Origin of the sequence: Xylanibacter rodentium (genome assembly GCF_013166575.1) — a bacterium.
Classification (GTDB): Bacteria; Bacteroidota; Bacteroidia; order Bacteroidales; family Bacteroidaceae; genus Prevotella; species Prevotella rodentium.
This window is the reverse complement of sequence record NZ_JABKKE010000002.1, coordinates 50,114-74,429: the sequence shown is the minus strand read 5'-3', so window position 1 is coordinate 74,429 and position 24,316 is coordinate 50,114. Positions and strand designations below refer to the sequence as shown.

The window sequence follows — 24,316 nt, the reverse complement described above, 5'->3', positions numbered from 1 at the left end:
TATCAATTTTCCATTTTCAATTCTCAATTAGATAAATTTTTCAATTCTCAATTAGATAAATTCTCAATCAGAGAATTTATCTACAATCTTCCGTGCTCTTTCCAGGGCAAGGTCGATGTGGTTGCATATGTTTTCGTTACCTATTGTCTCGTTGAATCCCGATCGTTTGAGCACAGCTTCCACTTTCGGATTTACTCCCGACAGCACTATCTGTATGCCTTCGTTGCGGCTCATTGTGCAGAGGTTTTGCAAGTTATGGATGCCGGTGGAGTCGACAAACGGAACCTTACGCATACGTATGATGCGCACTTTGGGGCGGTCGCCGAACGCCGCCATAATTTCTTCGAAACGGTTGCCCGCACCGAAGAAGTACGGACCGTTTATCTCGTATACCTCCACACCTTGCGGTATGACGAGGTGTTCCAGATTGCCCGTCTCGATGTCAGCCTCATCGTTGGGATCTATTTCGTCGGATATCACCTTGACGTCTGTCGTCTCCGACATTCGTTTCATGAAGAGCAGACAGGCGATTATGAGGCCCACCTCGATGGCGATGGTCAGGTCGAAGATGATGGTAAGGAAGAATGTTATGAGCAGCACCGACACATCGCTCTTTGGATTCTTCATCAGAGCGGCGAACGAGCGCCATCCGCACATGCCGTATGACACCACTACGAGTACACCGGCCAGACATGCCATCGGGATATACTGTGCCAGCGGCATGAGAAACAGGAAGATCATCAGGAGCACCACAGCATGGATTATGCCGGCCACGGGGGTGCGTCCGCCGTTGTTGATGTTGGTCATGGTGCGGGCAATGGCTCCTGTGGCAGGGATACCGCCGAACAGCGGTGACGCCAGATTGGCCAGTCCCTGCGCTACGAGCTCGGTGTTGGAGTCGTGTCGGTCGCCTATCACACCGTCGGCTACCGTAGCCGACAGCAGTGACTCTATGGCTCCGAGGATGGCAATGGTTATGGCCGGTGAGACAAGGCTTTTCACTGTTTCCCACGTCATTGCCGGCATGTGGGCCTCTGGCAGCTCGTTGCTGATGGCGAAGCGGTCGCCGATGGTTTCGACAGTGCTCACCCCGGCAAACTGTTTGAGCAGCAGCACAGCCACAGTCATGATGATGATGGCAATGAGCGAGCCGGGAATCTTCTTGCTGAACTTTGGCGTAACGGCTATCACGGCCACGCTCAGTATTCCGACTGCGGCACTCCACGGGTCGACACTGCCGAAACAGTGGGCGTAGGCAATCCATTTTTCGATGAAGTCTGACGGCACTTCGGTCATCGTCAGTCCGAATAGATCTTTTATCTGCGTTGTAAATATGGTCACGGCGATACCGCTGGTGAAGCCCACAACTATGGGGTATGGAATGTACTTGATTATGGTGCCCAGGCGTAGCAGTCCGAACATCACAAGGAAAGCACCGGCCATGAGTGTTGCTATGGTCAGCCCCTCGAAGCCGTATTGCTGGATGATGCCGTAGATGATGATGATGAACGCTCCTGTGGGGCCTCCTATCTGCACGCGGCTGCCTCCGAAGACGGAGATGATAAGGCCGGCAACGATGGCTGTGATGATGCCTTTCTCCGGTGTCACGCCCGAGGCGATACCGAAAGCTATGGCAAGCGGTAGAGCTACTATGCCCACGATTATGCCGGCCATGAGGTCGGCCATGAAAGTTTTACGATTGTAATTTTTCAAAGTTGAGACCAACTTCGGTTTGAATGCAAATGCTTTCATTTGTCTGTTTATTCTTTGTTATTCTGAAAAATGAGCCGCAAAGGTACGCTAAATATTTCAGACAACAAAACAAATATTAAGTTTTCTTTACCATCCTGCGTTTTTCCTGTTCTATGTATATTGCTTGGTCTTTTTTCCGTAGATGTAAATAAAACATGCCGGTATTTCTGTATGTGGAAATCGACGAAATGGAAATATAAAAATGAAATCTTATACGTCCATTATGCCGTGTTCTTCATTTTTTATGCTGTGTTCCTCGCGGTAACGGCGTGGCGATATGCCGACGATGCGGGTGAACATTCGCGAGAAGTAGTAGTTGTCGTCAAAGCCGACTTTGTGGCATATCTGGTTGATGCGCATCTTTGTGTTGACAAGCATTCGGCAGGCCTGTTCAATCTTCAGCCTGTTGTAATAGGCGAGCGGACTGTTGCCGGTCTTGTGTTTGAACATTGCAGAGAAGTGTCCTGATGAATAGCCTGTGTATTTGGCAATTTCTTTGAGTGTGAGTCTGCGCTCCATGTTCTCGTTCATATAGTGCACGGCCGCCGCCACCACGTCTCCGTCGTCGATTCTGTTTCCTGCCATACGGTAGGTGTTCAGGTAGCGCATGGATGCCAGATAGTAGTGCAGCATCGATGATACGTAGCGCAGACTGTCGCGTGAGAATGTCTCGGACAGCGTGTTGTATATCTCCTCGAAAATGTCGTTGCGGTGGTTTATCCGCGAGTATATGCCCGGCTTTACATCTTGCGGCTGCATGGCTCCGCGGGCGTATAGGTCTGACTGCGTGCCAGTGAAGTGTACCCAGTATATTGTCCAGGGATTGTCGGTATCGGAGTGGTAGGCGTGTGGTTTGCCGGCCGGCAGGATAACAAACTGATTGGCACCGATGCGCTGCAATTGGCTGTTGCCCATGCTATACCATCCCGCACCATCCACACAATATATAAGTACGTGTTGGGCTATTGGAACTTTGCGTTCGCGATAGTGGCCACGGGCATGCGGATAGTATCCGATGTCGGTGATGTACAGGCTCGACACAAGCGGGTCGGCCTTTTCCATGTCTATGATCATCTGTGGCAGTACAATCGAACGTTCGCCGATGAATCCGTCTTTCTGTTTCATATGTGCAAATGTACATATAATTCACGAGATTCTCACACCGATATCATAAAGAATCTTTTTCTTTATAGGAAAGATATGCATAAAACACCGGTGCAATTGTAAAAAAGTCCATCTTTTTCGTGCTCTTTATCTATTTTATATCCGACAATATCTTCGTATATTTGCACTCTACAAACAAACTCCGTGTAAGACACTTGCGTCTGCTTCGGCAAGGCGGCGTGCACGTGTGGAACTGTGATGTATTGCTAACCGCAACTGTTATGGATAATTACAACAAAACATTTATCGGGTTTATCTGCCTCGTATCGGCCATGGGCGGTTTGCTCTTTGGTTACGACTGGGTGGTTATCGGTGGAGCGAAACCGTTCTACGAAGTATTTTTCGGCATTTCCGACAGTCCGCTGATGCAGGGCGTGGCCATGTCTACGGCCCTTGTGGGATGCCTTGTGGGAGCGATGGTGGCCGGCGCCATGGCCGACCGTTACGGCCGTCGTCCGTTGCTTGTCATCTCTGCCGTGCTCTTCACGCTGTCGGCCGTAGGCACTGGAGCCGTGAGCGACTTCACCTTATTTAATATAGCGCGCTTCGTGGGAGGCGTTGGCATCGGTGTGGCGTCGGCACTGTCGCCTATGTACATCGCAGAGATTTCGCCGTCGGAGGTGCGCGGTCGTCTTGTGTCACTCAACCAGATGACCATCGTGCTCGGCATTCTCGGTGCACAGATAGTCAACTGGCAGCTGGCCGAGCCGGTGCCCGAGGGATTCGGCGTGACCGAAATCCTGGCTTCGTGGAACGGACAGACCGGCTGGCGCTGGATGTTTTGGGCCGAAGCCATACCCGCCACAGTCTTTCTGGTGCTGTCTTTCATCATTCCCGAGAGTCCGCGCTGGCAGATGCAGAACGGTCGGGAGCTGTCGGCCCTGGCCACTATGACACGCATTGGCGGTGAGCAGTATGCCCGCCGCGAGGCTGATGCCATGCGTGAAAATGCCGGCCGGAGTGACGCCTCGGGCGGTTCGTTGCGCACACTTTTCTCGCACCGCTATGCCTCGGTGCTTATGCTTGGCGTGATAGTGGCTGTTTTCCAGCAGTGGTGCGGTACCAACGTCATTTTCAACTATGCTCAGGAGATATTCTCAGCCGCAGGTTACAGCGTGGGCGATGTGCTGTTCAACATCGTCATAACGGGCATTGCCAACGTGGTGTTTACCGTGGTTGCCTTCTACACTGTCGACCGTTGGGGCCGCCGCTCGCTCATGCTCCTCGGTGCAGGAGGGCTCGGCGTGGTGTATCTCATTCTCGGCACGTGCTACTACATGAACGTCACGGGCTTCTTTATGGTGATGCTTGTGGTGTCAGCCATAGCCTGCTACGCCATGTCGCTCGGTCCGGTGACATGGGTTCTGCTCGCCGAGATATTCCCCACACGTGTGCGCGGCGTAGCCATGGCCACATGTACGTTTGCACTGTGGACGGGCTGCACCACACTCACGTTCTCTTTCCCGTCTCTCAATGCCTCGCTCGGCAGCAGCGGAACGTTCTGGCTCTACGCCGTGATATGCCTTTCAGGGCTTGCTTATTTCTTGCGGCGCCTGCCCGAGACCAAAGGCAAGAGCCTTGAAGACATTGAGAAGGAATTTGAGAATAAGTAAGAAAGAACAGGGTAACACCATCTTTCCACGTTTTTTTGAAAGAGTGAAACAACAACAGAATAGAAACAAATATCAGATATAGTTATGGTAAAAGCATGGAGAGAGACGGTTGTCATACCTACATACGAGGTGGGACAGCCTGAAAAGAATCCGATATTCCTCGAAAAGAGAGTATATCAGGGCTCGAGTGGAGCCGTTTATCCTTATCCGGTGATAGAGTCGATAAGCGACGAGAAGACCGACTGCGAGTATAAGGCGGTGTACATAGAGAACGAATACATCAAGGTGATGATACTGCCCGAGCTGGGCGGCCGTGTGCAGATGGCCTATGACAAGATTCGACGTCGCCACTTCGTTTACTACAACCATGTCATCAAACCGGCACTTGTTGGTCTTACAGGCCCGTGGATAAGCGGAGGCATCGAGTTCAACTGGCCTCAGCACCACCGTCCGTCCACCTATCTGCCTGTCGACTCAACTATTGAGGAGAATGCCGACGGTTCCGTTACCGTATGGGTGAACGAGATGGAGCGCATGACCCATCAGAAGGGTATGGCCGGCTTCACGCTGCGCCCCGGTTGCGCCTATCTCGAGATACGCGGTGTGCTGTACAACCGCACTGATATGCCGCAGACATTCCTGTGGTGGGCCAACCCTGCCGTGGCCGTGAACGACGAGTACCAGAGCGTGTTCCCGCCGGACATCAACGCTGTGTTCGACCACGGCAAGCGCGCTGTGTCGAGTTTCCCCATCGCCACCGGCACATATTATAAAATGGACTATTCGGCCGGAGTCGACATTTCCAATTACCGCAACATCAAGGTGCCCACATCCTACATGGGCGTAAACTCCAAATACAATTTCGAAGGAGGCTATGAGAACGATACCCGTGCCGGTATGCTGCACGTGGCCAGCCGCCACCTGTCGCCCGGTAAGAAACAGTGGACATGGGGTAACGGCGATTTCGGCCGTGCCTGGGACCGCAACCTCACCGATGCCGACGGCCCTTACATCGAGCTGATGGCCGGTGTGTACACCGAAAACCAGCCCGACTTTACGTGGCTGATGCCTTACGAAGAGAAGCGTTTCACGCAGTATTTCATGCCTTACCGCGAACTGGGCATGGTGAAGCAGGCCTCGCGCGACTTCATTCTCAACGTCGAGCCGGACGCTCCAGGCACTGTGCGTGTGCGCCTTATGGCCACATCTCGTATGAACACGCACATCGTCCTGCGTTCTACCGACGGCATCGTATATTATGACAATACCCTTGTCTTGTCGCCCGAAGATATTTTCGACGAGACGATAGCCACCGGCAGCACCCGCTTTGCGGAATTGGAGGCCGTGGTAAATGAAGAATCTTTTGGAAATGAAGAATATATAATGAAGAATAAAGAATCAGAATCCAATGCCACAGCGGCAGCAAACTCTTCACTTTTCACTCTTAACTCTTCATTTGCAAAAGATTCTTCATTTAAGAAATTAATCTGGCGCCCCGAGCCCGACGAGATTCGCCCCACACCGCCCGCAGCCGAGCCTGCACAGCAGCCGCAGGATGTGAAGACCAACGAGCAACTCTACCTCACCGGGCTGCACCTCGAGCAGTACCGCCACGCCACTTACAGTCCTACCGACTACTACGAGGAGGCTCTGCGCCGCGATCCCGCCGACTACCGGTGCAACAATGCCATAGGACTGTGGTATCTGCGCCGCGGCCGTTTCGACCGTGCCGAGCAGTATCTGCGCCGTGCCGTGGCCGTGATAACACGTCGCAACCCCAACCCCTACGACGGCGAACCGATTTACAACCTCGGTCTGGCGCTCAAGTATCAAGGTAAACTCGACGAGGCTTACGAGCGATTCTGGAAGTCTACATGGAACAAGGCGTGGGCCGATGCCGGATATTTTGAGGCCGCACAGATTTCGGTGGCGCAGGGCCGGATAGCCGATGCGCTCGAAGAAACTGACCGCTGCCTTGCCTCCAACTGGCACAACCACAAGGGCCGTGCGCTGCGTGCCGTGGTGATGCGCCTGATGGGCATAGCCGAGGCCGAGCGTCTGCGCTTCATCGACGAGTCGCTGGCCTTCGACCGCTTCAACTATGTGTGCCGTTACGAACGCTGGATGATTACCGGCGATGCTGCCGAACTCGACACAATGCGCACCATGCTGCGTGGTTCGGCTGACAATTACGACGAGGTGGCGCTCGACTATATGGCTGCCGGACGCCGCGACGAGGCTTCCGCCATCTGGGCCATGGCCGAGAGCGAAGGTGCCGTCACGCCGATGACATATTACTATATGGGCCGCTGGGCCGAGGCCGAGGCCGCTTCGCCCGACTACTGCTTCCCCAACCGTCCCGAGGCCGTGGTGGCTCTCACCGCCGCCATCCGCGAAAACAGCGTGGGAGCACGTGCCCACTACTATCTGGGATGCCTCTACTACGACCGCCGTCAGTACGACGTGGCCATAAGCGCATGGGAGCGTTCGGCTGCGCTCGACCCGAAGATGCCCACCGTATGGCGTAATCTGGCATTGGCTTACTTCAACAAGCTCGACCGTCAGAAGGAAGCCGTGGAGTACATGGAACTGGCTTTCAGCCTCGACAGCACTGATGCGCGCATACTCATGGAGCTCGACCAGCTCTACCGCCGCATGCAGCGTCCGCACGCCGAGCGCCTCGCACTGCTTGAAAAGCACGCCGGGCTCACAGCACGCCGCGACGACCTGATGCTTGAGCAGGCCACACTGCTCAATCTCACCGGTCGCTACGAGGAGGCAATGGAGCTTATCGACAGTCATATCTTCCATCCCTGGGAGGGCGGTGAAGGCAAGGTGCCGGCACAGTATCAGATATGCCGCACCGAACTGGCAAAGCGTGCACTGGCTGAGGGCAACGCCGCACGTGCCGAGGAGCTGCTGCTCCAGTGTCTGGAATATCCGCATCACCTCGGCGAGGGCAAATTGCACGGCGCACAGGAGAACGATTTCCACTATCTGTTGGGATGTGCCAAGAGCGCGCAGGGCGACGAAGCCGCTGCCTGCGAGTGGTGGGAGCGTGCTACCGAAGGCCCGCAGGAACCTGCCGCTGCGATGTACTACAATGACGCCAAGCCCGACAAGATATTCTATCAGGGCATGGCTCTGATCCGGCTCGGACGACGCGACAAGGCCAACGGCCGCTTCAACCGTCTGGTGACTTACGGCTGCAACCACATCTTCGAGAAGCAAGTGATGGACTATTTTGCCGTGTCGCTGCCCGATCTGCTCATATGGGAGGATTCGCTCGACGTGCGCAACCGCATCCACTGCCTGTATATGCTCGTTTTGGGATACTACGGACTTGGCGACACTGCCCGCTCTCAGCGCTATCTTGACGAGCTTCTTGCTGCCGACTCCAACCATCAGGGGGCCCGGACATTCATGTCACTGGTGGATTTGATAGACAAGATATGATAGTGTATAGGCTTTTCGCTTCAAGAAAATGCTCTTATAAATGATTGTTATTCATACATTATGTGTAAATTTGCAGGATGGAAGCGGTCGCTTGCCGGCCCTCCGCTATTCTTGCATAACATACACGAACAAGATAAATTATAATCATTATGAGAGCATTTTTCACATTCATCGTAGCACTGTTGTGCCTCGGCGTCCAGGGACAGACCAAGTCGGTATCGGTGCTTGGCGACTCTTATTCCACCTTCGAGGGTTTCATCACGCCCAAAACCAATTACACATGGTATTTTGCCAAACCCGACCAGAAGAACACCGATGTGACCGACGTGACCCAGACGTGGTGGCACCGCGTGGTGACGGACAAGGGATGGAAGCTGTGCATGAACAATTCGTTCTCCGGTTCTACCATCTGCAACCGCGGCTACAAGGGTGAGGACTACACCGACCGCTCTTTCATCACGCGCATGGACAACCTCGGCTGCCCCGATATCATCTTCATCTTCGGTGCCACAAACGACAGTTGGGCGGGGGCGCCGATAGGCGACTACAAGTATGAAGACATCACATCGGCCGACCTCTACACTTTCCGCCCGGCCATGGCGCGCCTGTTGCGCTATGTGAAAGACCGCTACCCGTCCACCCAAATCTACTTCCTGCTCAACGACGGACTGAAAGACGAGATAGACACTTCGGTAAAAACGATATGCCGACACTACGGCGTGCAGTGCATCGAGCTCACCGGTATTGACAAGAAAAGCGGCCATCCGTCGGTGAAAGGTCACCGGCAGATAGCCGAGCAGGTGGAGCGCGCTATGTGAGAGGCGGTTATCCGAACCGCTTCTTCATATCTTCAAAGCGTTTGTATATATCAGTCAGATGCTCATAGAGATGTGAATTGCCGGAACCGGTCATGTCTTTGATTACATCTTGATATGTACCGCAATATCCCAGATCTACCAATCCGGTATCAAACAGTGCCTTTATTTCGGGCTGAAGTTCAATTGCTTTTATATCGGCAAGTGCGCATATGATTGACGCGGCAAGCGTATTGTCAACAAATTGGGTCTCGGGGAGCTTTTCTGTGGCAAACAGAAGCAGTTCTCTGAACCATTCTATTATCTCCTCGCGGCGTTCGGGATGTTCGTGTACGATGAATGCCGCCGCTTCCGGTACATAGCATTTGGCAAAGGTATACAGTCCCTCTTCTTTCATGAAAGCCATCAGTTTGTCCGTTCTGTTACGGCCCAGCTTGTATAGCGTGGGCACGAATGTCTCTGTGCCTCCGTCACCGATATGATAATCAATGAAATCTTCCGATTGTCTCAGCACTTCAAATACAGCGTCAAGACTGCTGTCGGCATTGCCAACCTCGGCAAGCAACATTACCGCATTGCCTATCACACCGTTGAATTCCTTGGCAATTACGTCATCTGGTATGCCGTCGCATCCTATACCTATATTATATAGTATAAGCTGTTCGAGGTCACGCCGCAGACTGTCGTGAGGCTGTGCGAGCAACATTTCGGTGTCTTTGCGTTTCAGACAGATGGAATTGGCAGTGTCGCACAGTATCTTTTCCACTATAGGATTGTCTAATGTTATCTCTTTCGGATACTCCGGATGTTTGTAAGTGTATACCGTACTGGGGCCGTAACTTTTGAACATAGGATGATTTTCAATGTCGTTGTATTCATCAAATCCATCCTCTTTTTCATCCTTCATGAGGTCGTACTTGTCCAGATCTTCTGCTATTGCATAATCAAATTTTTCTCCCAGATTCTTTTGCAGCAACGGAATATATTTTGAAGCCTCCTGATGGTTGTCTACCATGAGGAAGTGCATGCCGTCCTTACCGTATTCATATTCTGTCAGTGGTATTTTGTCGTTGTCCTCTTCCAGGATATACTGTGTTATGGCAAAGTTTCTGTGAGGTGCTATCCCTGCCTCTTCGGCAAACTCCACAGCGCCGAAGATGCGGTTATGAGCCTCGTTATAGCTTATCTCCTTTATGCCGATACGCCCGAAACGGTCAAGTAATTCGGAATACTCTTGGTCCTCCATTCTGAAATTATAGAAAGTATCCATCACACCGAGACAGAACTTGTCGGTCAAGTATATACCCACGGTCACTCGTCCACCGGTGTGCTCGCGTGCCACGATTATATATCCAATTCCTTTCTCCTCGTAATTGTCGGTTATGTGGCAGGCCTTTATTTTCAGCTTGCGTGCATTCTGTTTGATATATTGTTCAGGTGAAAGGAAGGTCTGCTGACGTTGCTTTTTCTTTTTGGCCATGGTTTTGTTATGTTTGATTATTTTGGGCAAAGATACATGAAAATTTTGAGATTAACACCCTTGAAAGGATAAAAGGTCATTATCATATTTTGTGTTCTGTGGAACTGTAGCTTCTCATTAAACCCAATAGCCACATTTGATTTTTATGAAATTTCATCAACAGATTTTTGATTTCGAGAAAGCTCATCGTCAAAAGCCTCCATTTCGTCAGCTACTATTTTCTTTAATTCTTCCTGCGGAACAATCAGTTGATAATCTGCCACACCTATGGGTTTACCCATATCTTCCAATGCCAATTCTACTTCCACACGATCTTTCTCGGCACATAGAATGATGCCGATAGAACGATTCTCATCTTCCCTACGCTCCAAGCGGTCAAGCAATGACAGGTAGTAGTTCATTTTACCTGCATATTCAGGCTTAAACTCGCCAATCTTCAAATCAATGGCTACAAGACAATGCAGACCACGATGAAAGAAAAGCATATCTACCTTACTCCGTTTTCCGTTGTATTCGAGCACATACTGGTTGCCAATATAGGTGAAACCCTTTCCAAGTTCCAAAAGGAATTGTTTTACCTTTTCTACTAATCTAACCTCAAGTTCTGTTTCCAAAATAGGGTCTTTAACACCAAGGAATCCAAGATTATAACCGCTTCTGAACACCTCATTGGCAAACATCGCCTGTGTGGCAGGCAGAGTCTGCTCAAAATTATTATCCGAAAGCTCGTCCTTCCTCATGTGCATTTTCAGAGAGATGGCACTGGATAGAAGTTCACGGTTCCAACCTTTCGATGTTATTTCCAGTGCATAGTATAATATAGCTTTGTCATCTTCACCGAATTTGCGCATCAAGGTCAGTATATGTCCCCAAGGTATAACTGCGACAGCTTGTCGCAGTTTTGAGTCGCTGTTACAGAAACGTTCATAGAATTTCTTCATATCCCACAAGTTTCTGGGAGAAACACCCATCTGAGGATAGCGTTGCTTCAAGTCATAGGACAGACGGTTGACCACACCGCTTCCATGCTTACTTTCTACTTTTCTGTCATGAAGCAACTTTCCGATCTCCCAATGGGTCATACCTATGGCAGAACATACAGCTGTTGCCACCATAGCTCTTGTTCTGTCAATTACTGCGACAGCCTGTCGCAGAATCGCGTCATACTCAGGTTCCTGGATTTGCGTAATATCTGTCATGGTCTCAATTTTTTCTTGTTATAAGTTCTCGCTCTATATCAAGCAACGTGCAATATCTATTTAATTTGAACACAAAGATAAGTAAAATTATTGATAACAAATATTTTCACTCAAAGAATACGTTTTTATAGCTGTTTTTTACTCTTATTTAGAGGTTATCATCATATTAACTCCTCAAAGATAAATATAAGAACCATATTGTAGCCGCTGTTTTGTCTTATTCGGAAATAGTTTTACTTTAACAATAGTTAAACGGCAACCGAGCCGCCATTTCCGCATTACGACGCGAAAATGGCGGTTTTTTCGTGAAAATAGGGAGCGCTGATAATCAGGTACTTACGATTTCGCTTCGCAAAAACGGCGTGTAAGAAAAGCAGAGAGGCCCTCCCGACCTTGCCGCGGCGGCCTCCCGGCTCTCCAGTTACGGCGCCGTTGCACTCCCGTTACGCCGTAATGGCAACCCCGGGAGGCCCTTACGGCAACTTCCAACCATCCAAAAAGCGTGTCAAGAAAGCAGAGAGGACCTTACAGCTTTTCTATTTTGAGAAAAAAGAAATGTTAAATTCGGGATATTTCTTTTACGTTTTAACGTTGGTTAAGAAAGCATTACAGAATTTGAAGCTATGCCAAATTCACCTAAAAAAGTAAGGACGTGCCTGCGGCACGTTTAAAGCGTAACATACTCTTTATTAAGTCAAACCGAGTGATACGTGCTATAAAAGCAACAGAAACGATTGTAAAGGAGAAATATAAAATAAGACTAACCACGGTGAGACAACTCGCCGCGGTTAATTCGATAAATTGGAATTAAATTCATATGAAACGTAATTAGTGTTTACTGAATTACTTTTTACGCTTAGTCTGCCAGATGATTTTACCTTGTTTGTTAATATAACCTTCTATATCAAATGTAGCTCCAGTATTCATAAAATAGGCAAGCCCTCCGGTAAAACTTCCGCATTCAGAAAAACTATATGGTATAGATAGACTCAAGGTACTATCAGCGTCCATTGATATGAACCCCCACTTACCCATATGTGATGAGAACTTATCCAAGTGGGTTAATTGTTTTACAGCTGCCAGCCCTTCGGAAAAGGGTAACAACGAATCGTAAGGTTCTGAAATCGGATCCAAATTTCTGTCACGAAAGATCCAAGCAGACTCGCCTTCTGAGTTATACCCAATTGTTCCGGCTAAGCCATTGGAAAAACGAGTGACATCCTTAAACAGTTCTGTTCGCTCACTTCCATCAAAACTAAGAGAAAGACCCTTGTCACCATTAAAGTCTGTAAGATAATCCCCATTTTCATCTAAGAATGAATAATAGACACCCATAAAACCCGTATTTATCACAATAATAGGATATTCTTTATTGTTATAAATGTGAGCAATGTTTGAAATAGGTCCTTTCTTTATGTCTCCTTTTTTGTCTATCTGAACCCAGTCTCGTTTAAATCCATTATCTTCAAGAGAGAAAGATGCTGATAAAGCCCAAGTTAGTCCTTCCGTATTATAGTCATTGATTATAGCATAGTCTGTCACGACCATGTTCCCATTAACGTCTATCACACCTTTGCTATTTAAAGATTCTGTAATTGATGAGTCAGAAATTTTATCTATTTTTCCCAGGTCTTTCGTATATTTAACGACAGCGACTCCATTATTAAACATTCTGCATAATTTGTATTTCGCCTCAATTTTAATATCACCTTTAATGTCCTTATATCCAAACAATTTACTGTCCTTATCTTGAAAAACGAATAATCCATCGTTCAAGCTAAGCGCATCTATAGCGTTTTCTCTAAAGTCAAGATTGTTAACTATGTATTTATGAGCGAACTCTATCAAATCTGAGCTTCCCCAATCATAAATTGAATAAAAGGGAATTCGCAATTGATTTACAGTATCGACCACTAGTTCATTTTGGGGGTTGATATAGCCGTATTTAATGCAGATACAGCTATCCGTGTTTTCTGATACTCCGGGAATTCCAAGCTTTGAAAATGGAGATTTCTCTTCTTCAATGGAAATGCGGCTTATAACGCATGCATATCCATCTTTTGAAAATTCCCCCACATACTTATATTGTGGATCGATTTTAACATCACCAATGCTGTCTATAAAGCCAAATAAACCATTTACTTGTATTCTATACAAGCAAAAATCATTATTATTACAAGATAATAATGTAAGTGCTACCAATAGAAATGAAAGATACGATTTGTTCATATGTCTATTATTTTGCTCGTTGAAAAAAGTTAAATACGCCTCTTAATACTTGCTATATCTGATTGATATGCACAACCTCTGTATACATCTCTATAAAGTTCAGCAGCTAATGATTGTTTTGCTTGCCAAGGTATAGTGAAACGATCTATATGAAAAACGTGATCAGAGATTACCTGTTCTTCATTTAACAAGGAACAATTATCAACCCACATAAAATGTCCTGACTGAACGAATTTGCGTTGTTCCCCTAATGGCAATTCATTAAGGAAGTCTGCCATAAATGGCTCGTGAGCATATGACACTTTAGATGCATTGAACGGAGACCGATTTGTGCTAGAAACATCGTTTTTGTCAAGAACAATTAGCACGACCTCTCCATCTACATTATAAAATTTAGGATTCATTACCGCGAACCATATTGCCGTTTCGAGACTTGCAGTTACATCAATCAATCTGCAAGGTAGACCTAAATGACGGCCAATAGACATTGCGAAGAGGGTTTCATCAGAATTACATATTTTGTTGCGTAACCACTCCTTTTTGAAAACTTCGTGGAGAAACAAATTATATCCTTTATTTTCCGCCTCAAGTATATCTTGTACTCATACAGAACTATCCTTATTTTTCTCTTTTATATGTCGAACTATAGTCGATTCGATTTTGTAGTTCCTTGATTCATGGCCTCGATAAAGACTAATCCCTTTGGTATAATTAAGGGCGGTGACTTCTTGCAATGTCCTAATATCAGACATTGTTCTTATTTGAAAACCATCAGGTAGTGTTGTTATTGCCCTCTGAGACTTTGGCATGTCAATATCAAGAGCCATACCCTCAATAGGAAATGGTTTCTTGAATAGTTCTTTAACATCTACATCCATAGATCCTATTTAAGATGCCTGCCCGGCTACCACAGCAGAATTAAATTTTTTGGTGGATATACAAAACAAAAGCGTGGAAACTGTATATACTAAAACTGCATTGATTCGACTTGGTGAATTTTGATGGGAATACCTGCAAATAACTGATAATAAGGAAAGAAAGTGCAAAAACCAAATCATAAATAGATTTAAACGAATCATAGTTTATTGGGGATATGTGGGAACATTTACGGGAAAGATATTACCTTTGTGGCAGAAATAAAAAACATAGGAACATGAAGATTACCATCATCACAAAGGAATGCAAGACCAAGGATAAAAATGCTACTACAAAAGCCAATCTTTGTTTTCGACTCCGAGATAAGGATGTTGACCTCAAAGTCCGTTCCGACATTGAGGTTATGCTTGGCTATTGGGACAATGATGCACTTTCCTATCGAAGAACAAAGAAAGTACCATCTGACGAGCAGAAGAAAGTCAAGGTTTTGGTGCAGGCCATTATAGCGGCTCTTAGCGAGCAGTATAACTCTACGACTGCTGATGTTGCATGGATGAAGAATGTGATTGAAGAATGTATCAATCCAACTTTAAAGTCAACAGAGACATTGACTACAGTTGTTTCGAGAATGGAACAATACATTGCGGAACACCACATGAGTCCGAAATCAGCACTCGTTTATAAACCAACAATCAAGAAACTTCAACGCTATGAAGCCTACAAGAGGGAAATAGAGGGAGAGGAAGGCTTCACGCTCTATTGCGAGACTATCCGTCCCGAAGACTACCTTGATTTTAGAGAGTATGTCATAAACGAATATATTCATTACAATGACTACCCTGAGTTTTACGAACAGTTCAACCTTGGCATGCACCCTCCCAAGCAGATGTCAAGCACACAGATTATAGGTATCATGCATCATCTGCGTATTGTTGGGCATTGGTGCATCAAGATGGGGTTTACAACAAACCGCTCATGCGATGCATTCACTATCCCTGCAGCCGTGCAAGGTACACCTTTTTATCTGACGATAGAAGAACGTGATAAGGTTTACAATGCAAACCTACACAACAAGCCAGAGTTAGAAGTGTATCGTGACTTGTTCATCTTCCAATCAATGGTGGGTTGTAGAGTCGGAGACATGTTCTCTTTTACCAAAGACAATATTGTTGGTGAAATATTGCAGTATCTTCCACACAAGACCATGCGCAAACGGTCGCAGACCGTGAGCGTTCCCCTTACCACAAAGGCCATGGAGATACTGAAACGTTACGATGGCAAGCAAGAAAAGCTTCTGCCGACAAAGCAAGTGTATCAATACAACGAGGGCATCCGTGCCGTGCTTCGGGAATGTGGCATCAACAGAATGGTTACTATTCTTGACACCGTCACCGGAAAGGAGGTTCAGAAGCCAATATGTGATGTCGCTACAAGCCACATGGCAAGACGCAACTTTATCGGCAACCTATACAAGAAAGTGAAAGACCCCGAGCTTGTGAGTTCCATGACAGGACATGTAAACGGAAGCAGAGCTTTCGCCAGATACAGAGAGATTGATGAGGAAACGAAAGTAAATCTTGTCAACCTCATCAACTAACGTTTATACAATCTACCAGTTATACATCATTATATATAGAGTAGCATGAAAGTAACAGCATTCATCCGAGAAACCTCGGCAAAGAACAATATAACCGACCAGGCGCACGTTTATTTCCGTGTGCGTGACGGCAAGACTGACATCAAGGCTGTCAGCGAGTTATCCATCAATCCTAATCATTGGAGCGCGGAACGGCAGGGTTACAAGACACGTGTGGCTCTTGTAGCGGAGGCAAAGCGCACGGCATTCGACAAAGCCGTGCAGGACTTGACGGCGCTTATATCCGCACAATATTATCATGGAGCGGACAGCCGTTGGCTAAAAGGTGTTATTGAGGAGTTTCATCATTCTAACATCAACATCCGCCAAGGCAGAAAAGGTGACGAATACAGCCTTGTGTACCAATGCCAGCAGTATGCCGAGAACCACCCGATGGAAAAGGAATCTATAAGGCATCATGAGCATAACGTACGTAAGTTGCAGCACTTCGAGCGTTTCCAAAGGGAAATCATGCGTAGACGAGGTTACACCATGCGACTTGATGCTATAACAGCCGATGACTTGCGTGAGTTTCATAAATATCTGGTAAACGAGGCTGAATATTATGAGCATTACCCTCAAATCTTCGATGACATAGAGGAGCGTTTCAAGCCACGCCAACTAACGGAAAACTCCATCAATACTATATTCAGAAGAATACGCACGGTCGTGAACTGGTGTTTGAAGCATAATATCACGACAAACGACCCTTTCGCCACCTTTGAGATGCCTAAGGTGCTGGACAGCCCTCCATTCTATCTGACACTTGAAGAGCGTGACAAAGTCTACTATGCCGACCTCAGTAACGAAACGCCATCCACACAAGTATATCGTGACATATTCATGTTTCATTGTCTCATCGGCTGCCGTGTGGGAGACCTTGAAAAGATGACACGTGCCAACATCGTTGATGGTGCAGTGGAATACATTGCGGAAAAGACAAAGAACCACAAACCACGCACCATCCGAGTACCGCTCAATGACAAGGCGAAAGCAATTCTCGCCAAATATGCCGACCTTGAAACGAGGCTATTGCCGAAGATAAACCAGAACATATACAACCGTCAGATTAAGAAAATTCTGAAACTGCTCGGCATTGACCGCATGGTGACTGTTATTGACAACAAGACGCGTGAGCCTATACAGAAACCAATCTGCGATATTGCGACAAGCCACACTGCAAGAAAGACGTTCATCGGCAACCTATACAAGAAGGTGAAAGATTCAAATCTTGTTGCATCTCTTTCGGGACACACAGATGGCAGTCGAGCCTTTGCACGTTACAGAGAAATCGACAACGAGATGAAACGTGAGCTGGTGAAATTGATAGACTGACCTATTGCGAGTTTGCCAAAATTGCGTTTCAAAAACGGATACTCAATAAAAACGTTGGCGTTTAGAAGAAAATACTATACCTTTGCAGACGAACAAGAACCAAAAATATAATAAAAAGGTTTCAAAAATATGGTACAGACATCAAGCCAAAGCACTGTAAATAAGATAGAAATGAGGCTTAGAGGAAAAGGACGTGGTTCGATAGTCTTCCAACAAGACTATGCAGACTGCGGAACACCATCAGCCGTGAAGTCAACATTCCATCGAATGTACACCGACGGAATGTTGGTGCGGTTGGCTCATGGCATTTATTATTACCCCAAAGAGGACAAGGAATATGGACTTGGCATTATCTATCCATCTGTTGAAGACATTGCCCAGGCTATAGCCAAACGAGACAAGGCGAAGATTGTACCTATGGGAGCATATGCCCTGAATCGTCTCGGATTGTCCACGCAGATGCCCATGAATGTCGTGTTCCTGACCAACGGTGCACCACGTAGGATAAAGATCGGGAACGGGCGTGGCATCCTGTTCAAGCATTCTTCTTCGGGCAAGAACTTTGCCTATAAATCAGAGCTGATGATGCTTGTTGTAACAGCCATGCGCACCATAGGCGAAGAAAAAATAACCGACGAGGAACGCAACGTGCTTGTCGAGCACGCAAAGAATGTAAACGACAACGATTTCAACCATGATATAAAACTTGCCCCTGCATGGGTGCGCAAAATACTAATTGCACGATGAAATTCATAGACATACCAGAAGATAGACAACGTGAAGCTATCAATACCGTAGCGTTGCAGACCGGATTGCCGCCGTCAAGTATCGAAAAGGACTGGTGGGTAACGCAGGTGTTGAAAGCCCTTCATACTTTGCCATATGCAGAACATATTGCTTTCAAAGGAGGTACAAGTCTTAGCAAATGCTGGAACTTGATAGCCAGATTCTCGGAAGACGTGGATATTGCACTCAGCAGAGAATTCCTTGGCTTTAGCGGTGAATTGTCGAAGACTCAAATCAGCGACAGACTGCGTCGCGCTGCCTGTTCTTTCGTAAGAGAGAAGATGCAGCATGATGTAAGGAAGGCTTTAGTGGATTTGGGCATACGAACAGATGCTTTTTCTGTGAATGTTATAATCACACCAGTTACGACAACTGACCCAGAGGTGATAACTATAACCTATCATAGTTTGTATGAAGCATCACCATATATCAAAAATACGGTAAAGATAGAAATTAGCGGCAGATCGATGATGGAGCCTATTGAGAAAAAAGCCATCAACGCTGCTATTGACACCCATTTCAGCAAAGCTCCATTTGCAGAAAAGCCATTTGAGGTGAACGCTGTCATCCCCGAGCGTACTTTCCTCGAAAAGGTGTTCTTGTTGCACGAAGAGTTCAGAAAGAACGAGGTCAGAGTGGAGCGTATGTCTCGCCATATATATGATTTGGCAATGATGATGGATTCTGAGAGCCAAATTGCCGACCGTGCAATCCACAACGAAGCCCTGTATAAGGCGGTACTTGAACATCGCAGAAAGTTCATCGGACTTAAAGGATTCAACTATGATGAGCTTTATCCTGCCACATTATGTATCGTGTCCAACGAGGAAATTGCAAGACTATGGCAAGATGACTACAAGTTCATGTGTGAGCACATGATTTTCGGACAGGTGCCTTCTTTTGAGGAACTGATAAGCAAGTTGTCAATGCTCAACGAGCAAATTAGACAGTTAAATTACCGAAAGGCATGAACATAAACGAACTCGGCGAGGATCTTGAACAGCAGTTCGGCAAACCTCGCAACATAACAGAAGAGAACGTTAGGTTCATGCTTTCGCTCATAAATGAAGAGTTTGATGGAACGAAAGTGAACGAGAATGTCGAAAAGCCAAGTCTTGAAGCCTTCGGCATGACCATTCTTGCTGTTATGTCATATCAAACTACACCTTGGGAAGAATTGGCAAAGAAACCTTCAATCCGCAAGACACTCAAATATATTGCCATTAGAGGAAACAGCCATTATGACGAGATGGAGGCATTGACCAAGGAACTGATACGGAAGCACTTTGATGGCATAACCCAAAAGATGGTATTAGGGTTCTTGAAGATTATTCGTGGGGTGTCGAATGAGGAACGTCCGACCAAACTTATTGAATATACTCCATTCGCAGCACAATACTATGCTATCCATCATGGACTTCACCAGCTTATCAGAGGTGAACATCCAGATGATGCAGCCGTCATTATCCATTGTGCAATAGAGGACGGCATATTGTTCCCAACAATTCCTCGCAGTCTGCTGGTCGATGAGTTCAATCTGAAGAAAAGTAGTTTCGACAAGTATTTCAGTAAGTATCACATAAACTTGGAATACGAGTCCGATGCTGTCAGGAAACAGGTTGAGGAGAAAATCAAGTATCACAGAAGGTCTTTACGAAATGCCATAGGCTACAATGTCACCGATAAAAGCCATGTACACTTCTACGACCGCAAATTAGGACGCAAGAACTTCCTTTCTATAATTATTGCATATTGTCGCAGCATATTTCGTTTCTGACAATCTGCTACCATTTACAATCCTTAGCCAAGCGTAAAACAGCATTTGGCTAAGGATTTTTGATGTTGTCACGTTAATTCCATTAACAAAGAGTAGTCAATAGTAGTCGCATCCTACTGCCTATTCAAATCTCATCGAGAGCCGTCAAAAGCCATATACCTTTGCACCGTCAATCCGACAAACCAGCGGATTGGCGGTGTTTCTTTTTTATCACGCTGCGAGAAAGAGCATCCTGGTTTACGAGCAAAACAGCGTATGTATAACGAATATCAAAAGAAAAAAATATGGTTGACATCATGTCATTGACAAAGATGGGAGGACAGGTAGCACTAACCGTTACTCCCGAAGACCTTCACCATTTTGCAAATGCTCTCTTGGCGCAGTCACGCAAGGAATGGGAGGAACAAGCTGCGTCTGCTCGCAAGGAAGAATCTGAGGAAACCTTTCTTACAACAGAGGAGGTTTGCAAAATTTTCAATGTATGTCCTGCTACCCTATGGCAGTGGCATCGCACTGGCTACTTGCAACACATCAAATTTGGCAACAAGAACATGTACCCAGCCTCGTCAGTCAAAGCTATTACACACGCTCGCTCTATGAACGAAACTGTTGCTAGCTATTGTAAACGGAAGAGTAAAGTGGACAAGAACTTGCCTAATGCTTATGACAACGATAGTAAAGAGAGCGTATGACGTATATCGAATACATGAACCAGCTTTGGCGTTCTGCTTTGTTGTCGCCATTGCCAGCGAGTGAGATAGCCTTGTTTTCCTACCTTGTGAACGAGAGCAACAAGCGGTATTGGAAAATGCCGTTTGCGTGCTCCACAACAAGAATATGTGAAGACTTGCGCCTATCAAGGCAAACTGTCATCACGGCACGGAAGCATCTATCCGAGCGCAAACTTATCGCTTTTACAGAAGGCAAGTCCCGCCATCTACCGTCCAATTATACACTGCTTGAATGGACAGAAAACTTGACAGTAGGCTTGACGGATAACTTGACGCATGGTTTGACACAGGACTTGACACATATTAAAGATAAAGACAAACACCAAAGAAAAGATTCTTTTATAAAGGGAAGGTGTGAGATTTTTGACAGTAAAAACGGAGGTGTATATGGAAATAGCAAACGAAAAGAGAATCGCAGGACTTGTCCAGTTCCTGAGGAAGGGACGGACTATGACGGGGCGTTTTAGACTGCCTATGTCGGATGAGCAGGCATACGAATATCTTCTGGCTGCATATATCATGGAAGTACAGCTCCGCTATCGCAGGTTTATCTATAATGGTTTTGTTGAAGAGCAACTCAAACAGGTAGCCAATTGCCTGACTGCAAACACTGCAAAGTTCGGAATCGTTCTATGTGGCGGATGCGGCAACGGCAAGACCACTATGCTCAAGGCATTGCAGAACCTTGTCAGAAGATTGGAAATCCTCAAACCGAACCTATCGCCTAATGCTGGACATAGTTCTGATAACTACTATAGTTTTACCATTGTCAATGCCATGCAGATTGTGCAAATCCGCAAGACGGACTATAATAAGTTTTGCAAATTGGCGGAAGCTGATATATTAGGTATAGACGATATTGGTACTGAACCTGCTGAAGTGCAGGACTATGGCAATTTCATGTATCCCATCAAGGAACTCTTGGCTATGCGGTACGACGCACAACTGTTCACGGTCTTCACCACAAACCTTGAGCCCAAGGAAATCCGTCAGCGATATGGTGACCGAATTGCCGACCGACTCAATGAGATGATGACAAAGGTGGTCTATCGTAATCTAACCTACCGGACGGAAAACGCACAGATGGCGGATAGTCAAGGATAGAGGCTGTCTTTCGTGAGGGAGCCGACTTTTTGCAAAAGTCCATGAACATAATAGGGACTTTTAGATTCACCTGCTGACGCTGTTCACTTAAAAAGTCCTTCTATTATGCTCAGGCTCCGCCCGAGACCTGCTGCCATTATACCGAGTTACGCCTTTTACAATGTACAACAAGACTGAAATACAATATGCAAAGCAACATACCACGTGCCGCTATCCATGTCGGCAAAGACAAGAAATCTTTCTCCGCCCAAGTGGGTAACGAGGCGGAACGCAGAGGTTGGGACGAGAATGTCTATCGGTTGAAGAATGCCGACAAGGACAAGAACAACCATTATAATTTCTCTCGCAAGAATCTCAATTTTGAAATCGTCAGAGGCGGAAAGTTTGTTCCGCTTGGATCCAACCCTATTCCACTCCACAATCGCATTCAGATGCGTCTTGATGAATTGGGCTTCAAGCCATACATGGATGCCAGGCATCCCGACCAAGTATCAAAGAATAGTCCGAACTGCACTGTCGGCATGATATTCAGTGGCGACCACGACGTGCTGTACAACCTCGCATTTGGCAACCAAAAGATTGACACCGCCAATTCTGTTGCAGTTCATAGCCACATCGTATTGCAACAAGGCATCTATCAATGGGCAAAGGACACCTACGACTTTGCCTGTCGCAAATGGGGCGAGGAGAACATCATTAGTTTTGCCGTCCATTGTGACGAAACGAGCATCCATGCCCATGTACAGACTATTCCTGTGGAGAAAGTCAAGAAACGTGGACGCATAGGCAGCAAGTATGTCAACAAAAACAATCCCGACATAGTGCTTTCAACTAAGGAATGGAGAGCATTACCCAAAGAGGAGCGAGACAACTATACCAAGCAGACTGCCTCAAAGGACTTTGTTGAGCGTGTGTCTTATGCCAAGGTGTGGGGAGAGACGAGAAAAGCAAAGTCGGAATATCTCTCGCAAATACATACTGACTACCACAATGAGGTTGGCTGCAAGTATGGTCTTGCACGCGGCATCCCTTACAATGAATTGTCCGAGGAGGAAAAACGAGGACGAAGGCATAAGAATAAAGTCGTTCTTGAAGCCGAGCGACAGGCGAAAGCTGCTCTTGACAAGGTGGAGAAATACGCTGTTCTTGCCACTATTGACAAGCAAGAGCTCACCTTCCCTCTTCTCAATATCAAGACACCTGTTCAAGAGGCAATGGATGCCGTTAAGAAAGAACTTGCCATTCCTATTCCTGCACTTATCGGATAAAAGACTTGGCAAGAGGAACGGACAACAAGCATCAATGATGCTATCAAGGCTCTTGTCGTTGCCATCAACGCTGAACGTGACAAGCAGAATAATGGTATACGGGCATCTGTCAACAAAACTTACACTTACTATATGCAGCAACTCAACAAACTGATTATTGAGAATAAGGCATTGAGGAATGAGAATGATACACTAAAGGCCGAAAATACGGAGGTGAAACAACGCATATCGCAATTTGACGAGAACGCAGTCAGACGAGTAACCGCTCAAAAGGATGCCGTTATTGAAAGTCTCAATACCCAATTGTCCTCTAAAAGTGAAGATGTTGCAAAGCTCAAAACAGATTACAATACTCTATGGGAGAAATACAAAATCTTGGTTCTTCAATGGAACGACTTGACAAAGCAGCCTGAAATAATTGAAGCTGTTAAACGTGTGGAAGAACGCAAGGAACAAGAAACGGAGGCAAAACGTGAAGAACAGACAAGACAGATACCAAGGTGTACTTGACCGATTCATCAACGAAGGTCATGAACAACTCAAAGCCTTTTCGCAATCAAGCAGAATAGATTTCGATGAGAAAGAAGCTAAAGCTGTCTATTATGGTATTATGGCTACTGCCGCAAAATCCAACATTGCGCTTCGCTCTCCACAAGGAGCAATATTTGCCGTTGAAAGATTTCTCGCGAGCATGGATTGGAATGGTTGTGGCAACTATCGGAGAGGATGTGTCGCACACTGGACAAAACTCTTTGCTACCGATGAGGTTGTTTATACCGAACCCATCATTCAGAACTTCCTTTCGTTCATTGATCACATATCGTGCAGCGCAGATACATACGTTTCACTCGGTGGCTCCAATGGTTGTGCAGACCAACTCACTAATTGGGACGGAACACAGAAGTTGGGGTTAGGAGCATCACCTAAAAAGAAGTCACAAGGTTTATCCAGATAATGACAATGAGAGGCGATTTGTAGTATGGGTTACTGCAAATCGCCTCAAATTACAGAAATGTGATACCAAAATAAAGATTTCCAATTATTTGTTCTTTCATCTGAATAAGATTCTTTATCTTTGTGGTCAATAATTGACAA

Annotated in this window: 20 protein-coding genes and 1 pseudogene; 14 read left to right on the top strand and 7 right to left on the bottom strand. The window is 46.5% G+C overall.

Translation table 11 applies throughout. The features are described 5' to 3' along the window. Positions 1 to 63: 63 nt before the first annotated feature. Entirely contained in the window at positions 64 to 1,752 is a 1,689-nt protein-coding gene (locus tag HPS55_RS02010) for a SulP family inorganic anion transporter (protein WP_172176684.1), read from the bottom strand. A gap of 210 nt (positions 1,753 to 1,962) precedes the next feature. Beyond that, positions 1,963 to 2,877 (bottom strand): AraC family transcriptional regulator, encoded by a 915-nt coding sequence (locus tag HPS55_RS02005; protein ID WP_172176682.1) that lies wholly within the window; start codon positions 2,875 to 2,877, stop codon positions 1,963 to 1,965. A 260-nt stretch (positions 2,878 to 3,137) separates the two neighbouring features. On the opposite strand from HPS55_RS02005, the gene HPS55_RS02000 reads away from it, so the two are divergent. From HPS55_RS02000 to HPS55_RS01990, 3 genes are all read left to right on the top strand, one after another. After that, positions 3,138 to 4,529 (top strand): sugar porter family MFS transporter, encoded by a 1,392-nt coding sequence (locus HPS55_RS02000; protein WP_172176680.1) that lies wholly within the window; start codon positions 3,138 to 3,140, stop codon positions 4,527 to 4,529. Between the two features lie 84 nt (positions 4,530 to 4,613). Beyond that, positions 4,614 to 7,985: a DUF5107 domain-containing protein gene (locus HPS55_RS01995; protein ID WP_172176678.1), complete on the top strand. Its 3,372-nt coding sequence runs from the start codon at positions 4,614 to 4,616 to the stop codon at positions 7,983 to 7,985. Between the two features lie 149 nt (positions 7,986 to 8,134). Next, positions 8,135 to 8,803 carry an SGNH/GDSL hydrolase family protein gene (locus HPS55_RS01990; protein ID WP_172176676.1) on the top strand — a complete coding sequence of 223 codons (669 nt, stop codon included), beginning with the start codon at positions 8,135 to 8,137 and terminating at the stop codon, positions 8,801 to 8,803. Positions 8,804 to 8,810: 7 nt separating this feature from the next. Here HPS55_RS01990 and HPS55_RS01985 read toward each other — a convergent pair whose 3' ends face one another. The 5 genes and pseudogenes from HPS55_RS01985 to HPS55_RS14345 all read right to left on the bottom strand — a co-directional run. Continuing rightward, the gene (locus tag HPS55_RS01985) at positions 8,811 to 10,280 is read right to left on the bottom strand and encodes a DUF1186 domain-containing protein (RefSeq protein ID WP_172176674.1); all 1,470 of its coding nucleotides are present in this window, start codon (positions 10,278 to 10,280) and stop codon (positions 8,811 to 8,813) included. 143 nt (positions 10,281 to 10,423) lie between these two features. Then, complete coding sequence (locus HPS55_RS01980; RefSeq protein ID WP_172176672.1) at positions 10,424 to 11,479, bottom strand: PDDEXK nuclease domain-containing protein; 1,056 nt, start codon at positions 11,477 to 11,479, stop codon at positions 10,424 to 10,426. An 843-nt stretch (positions 11,480 to 12,322) separates the two neighbouring features. Continuing rightward, entirely contained in the window at positions 12,323 to 13,708 is a 1,386-nt protein-coding gene (locus tag HPS55_RS01975; protein WP_172176670.1) for a WG repeat-containing protein, read from the bottom strand. 29 nt (positions 13,709 to 13,737) lie between these two features. Beyond that, entirely contained in the window at positions 13,738 to 14,112 is a 375-nt protein-coding gene (locus tag HPS55_RS01970) for a hypothetical protein (protein ID WP_253945833.1), read from the bottom strand. Next, positions 14,113 to 14,271, bottom strand: a pseudogene (locus tag HPS55_RS14345) (FRG domain-containing protein); the annotation flags it as partial. It abuts the gene before it with no gap. Between the two features lie 590 nt (positions 14,272 to 14,861). On the opposite strand from HPS55_RS14345, the gene HPS55_RS01965 reads away from it, so the two are divergent. From HPS55_RS01965 to HPS55_RS14160, 11 genes are all read left to right on the top strand, one after another. After that, entirely contained in the window at positions 14,862 to 16,181 is a 1,320-nt protein-coding gene (locus HPS55_RS01965) for a tyrosine-type recombinase/integrase (RefSeq protein WP_172176666.1), read from the top strand. Between the two features lie 45 nt (positions 16,182 to 16,226). Beyond that, positions 16,227 to 17,555, top strand: a complete 1,329-nt coding sequence (locus tag HPS55_RS01960) for a tyrosine-type recombinase/integrase (protein ID WP_172176664.1) — start codon at positions 16,227 to 16,229, stop codon at positions 17,553 to 17,555. 129 nt (positions 17,556 to 17,684) lie between these two features. Then, complete coding sequence (locus tag HPS55_RS01955; protein WP_172176662.1) at positions 17,685 to 18,302, top strand: DUF6088 family protein; 618 nt, start codon at positions 17,685 to 17,687, stop codon at positions 18,300 to 18,302. Beyond that, positions 18,299 to 19,312 (top strand): nucleotidyl transferase AbiEii/AbiGii toxin family protein, encoded by a 1,014-nt coding sequence (locus tag HPS55_RS01950; protein WP_172176660.1) that lies wholly within the window; start codon positions 18,299 to 18,301, stop codon positions 19,310 to 19,312. The genes HPS55_RS01955 and HPS55_RS01950 overlap by 4 nt, the downstream gene beginning before the upstream one ends. After that, positions 19,309 to 20,118: a hypothetical protein gene (locus HPS55_RS01945; protein ID WP_172176658.1), complete on the top strand. Its 810-nt coding sequence runs from the start codon at positions 19,309 to 19,311 to the stop codon at positions 20,116 to 20,118. Before HPS55_RS01950 ends, HPS55_RS01945 begins: the two co-directional genes overlap by 4 nt. Before the next feature lie 284 nt (positions 20,119 to 20,402). Further along, the gene (locus tag HPS55_RS01940) at positions 20,403 to 20,810 is read left to right on the top strand and encodes a helix-turn-helix domain-containing protein (RefSeq protein ID WP_172176656.1); all 408 of its coding nucleotides are present in this window, start codon (positions 20,403 to 20,405) and stop codon (positions 20,808 to 20,810) included. Next, positions 20,807 to 21,316 carry a helix-turn-helix domain-containing protein gene (locus tag HPS55_RS01935; protein WP_172323493.1) on the top strand — a complete coding sequence of 170 codons (510 nt, stop codon included), beginning with the start codon at positions 20,807 to 20,809 and terminating at the stop codon, positions 21,314 to 21,316. Before HPS55_RS01940 ends, HPS55_RS01935 begins: the two co-directional genes overlap by 4 nt. Beyond that, positions 21,237 to 21,953 (top strand): P-loop NTPase family protein, encoded by a 717-nt coding sequence (locus tag HPS55_RS01930; RefSeq protein ID WP_253945832.1) that lies wholly within the window; start codon positions 21,237 to 21,239, stop codon positions 21,951 to 21,953. The genes HPS55_RS01935 and HPS55_RS01930 overlap by 80 nt, the downstream gene beginning before the upstream one ends. A gap of 185 nt (positions 21,954 to 22,138) precedes the next feature. Beyond that, positions 22,139 to 23,221 (top strand): MobV family relaxase, encoded by a 1,083-nt coding sequence (gene mobV, locus HPS55_RS14170; protein ID WP_253945831.1) that lies wholly within the window; start codon positions 22,139 to 22,141, stop codon positions 23,219 to 23,221. Between the two features lie 132 nt (positions 23,222 to 23,353). Then, entirely contained in the window at positions 23,354 to 23,731 is a 378-nt protein-coding gene (locus HPS55_RS14165; protein ID WP_253945830.1) for a hypothetical protein, read from the top strand. Next, positions 23,640 to 24,176, top strand: coding sequence for a hypothetical protein (locus tag HPS55_RS14160; RefSeq protein ID WP_253945829.1), 537 nt, complete (start codon positions 23,640 to 23,642; stop codon positions 24,174 to 24,176). The genes HPS55_RS14165 and HPS55_RS14160 overlap by 92 nt, the downstream gene beginning before the upstream one ends. The last annotated feature ends 140 nt before the right edge of the window (positions 24,177 to 24,316 follow it).

Excerpts from the sequence above, each read along its gene's own strand:
- HPS55_RS02010 (WP_172176684.1), bottom strand. The coding sequence starts at position 1,752 with ATGAAAGCATTTGCATTCAAACCGAAGTTGGTCTCAACTTTGAAAAAT.
- HPS55_RS02005 (WP_172176682.1), bottom strand. The coding sequence starts at position 2,877 with ATGAAACAGAAAGACGGATTCATCGGCGAACGTTCGATTGTACTGCCA.
- HPS55_RS02000 (WP_172176680.1), top strand. The coding sequence starts at position 3,138 with ATGGATAATTACAACAAAACATTTATCGGGTTTATCTGCCTCGTATCG.
- HPS55_RS01995 (WP_172176678.1), top strand. The coding sequence starts at position 4,614 with ATGGTAAAAGCATGGAGAGAGACGGTTGTCATACCTACATACGAGGTG.
- HPS55_RS01990 (WP_172176676.1), top strand. The coding sequence starts at position 8,135 with ATGAGAGCATTTTTCACATTCATCGTAGCACTGTTGTGCCTCGGCGTC.
- HPS55_RS01985 (WP_172176674.1), bottom strand. The coding sequence starts at position 10,280 with ATGGCCAAAAAGAAAAAGCAACGTCAGCAGACCTTCCTTTCACCTGAA.
- HPS55_RS01980 (WP_172176672.1), bottom strand. The coding sequence starts at position 11,479 with ATGACAGATATTACGCAAATCCAGGAACCTGAGTATGACGCGATTCTG.
- HPS55_RS01975 (WP_172176670.1), bottom strand. The coding sequence starts at position 13,708 with ATGAACAAATCGTATCTTTCATTTCTATTGGTAGCACTTACATTATTA.
- HPS55_RS01970 (WP_253945833.1), bottom strand. The coding sequence starts at position 14,112 with ATGAATCCTAAATTTTATAATGTAGATGGAGAGGTCGTGCTAATTGTT.
- HPS55_RS01965 (WP_172176666.1), top strand. The coding sequence starts at position 14,862 with ATGAAGATTACCATCATCACAAAGGAATGCAAGACCAAGGATAAAAAT.
- HPS55_RS01960 (WP_172176664.1), top strand. The coding sequence starts at position 16,227 with ATGAAAGTAACAGCATTCATCCGAGAAACCTCGGCAAAGAACAATATA.
- HPS55_RS01955 (WP_172176662.1), top strand. The coding sequence starts at position 17,685 with ATGGTACAGACATCAAGCCAAAGCACTGTAAATAAGATAGAAATGAGG.
- HPS55_RS01950 (WP_172176660.1), top strand. The coding sequence starts at position 18,299 with ATGAAATTCATAGACATACCAGAAGATAGACAACGTGAAGCTATCAAT.
- HPS55_RS01945 (WP_172176658.1), top strand. The coding sequence starts at position 19,309 with ATGAACATAAACGAACTCGGCGAGGATCTTGAACAGCAGTTCGGCAAA.
- HPS55_RS01940 (WP_172176656.1), top strand. The coding sequence starts at position 20,403 with ATGGTTGACATCATGTCATTGACAAAGATGGGAGGACAGGTAGCACTA.
- HPS55_RS01935 (WP_172323493.1), top strand. The coding sequence starts at position 20,807 with ATGACGTATATCGAATACATGAACCAGCTTTGGCGTTCTGCTTTGTTG.
- HPS55_RS01930 (WP_253945832.1), top strand. The coding sequence starts at position 21,237 with ATGGAAATAGCAAACGAAAAGAGAATCGCAGGACTTGTCCAGTTCCTG.
- mobV (WP_253945831.1), top strand. The coding sequence starts at position 22,139 with ATGCAAAGCAACATACCACGTGCCGCTATCCATGTCGGCAAAGACAAG.
- HPS55_RS14165 (WP_253945830.1), top strand. The coding sequence starts at position 23,354 with ATGCAGCAACTCAACAAACTGATTATTGAGAATAAGGCATTGAGGAAT.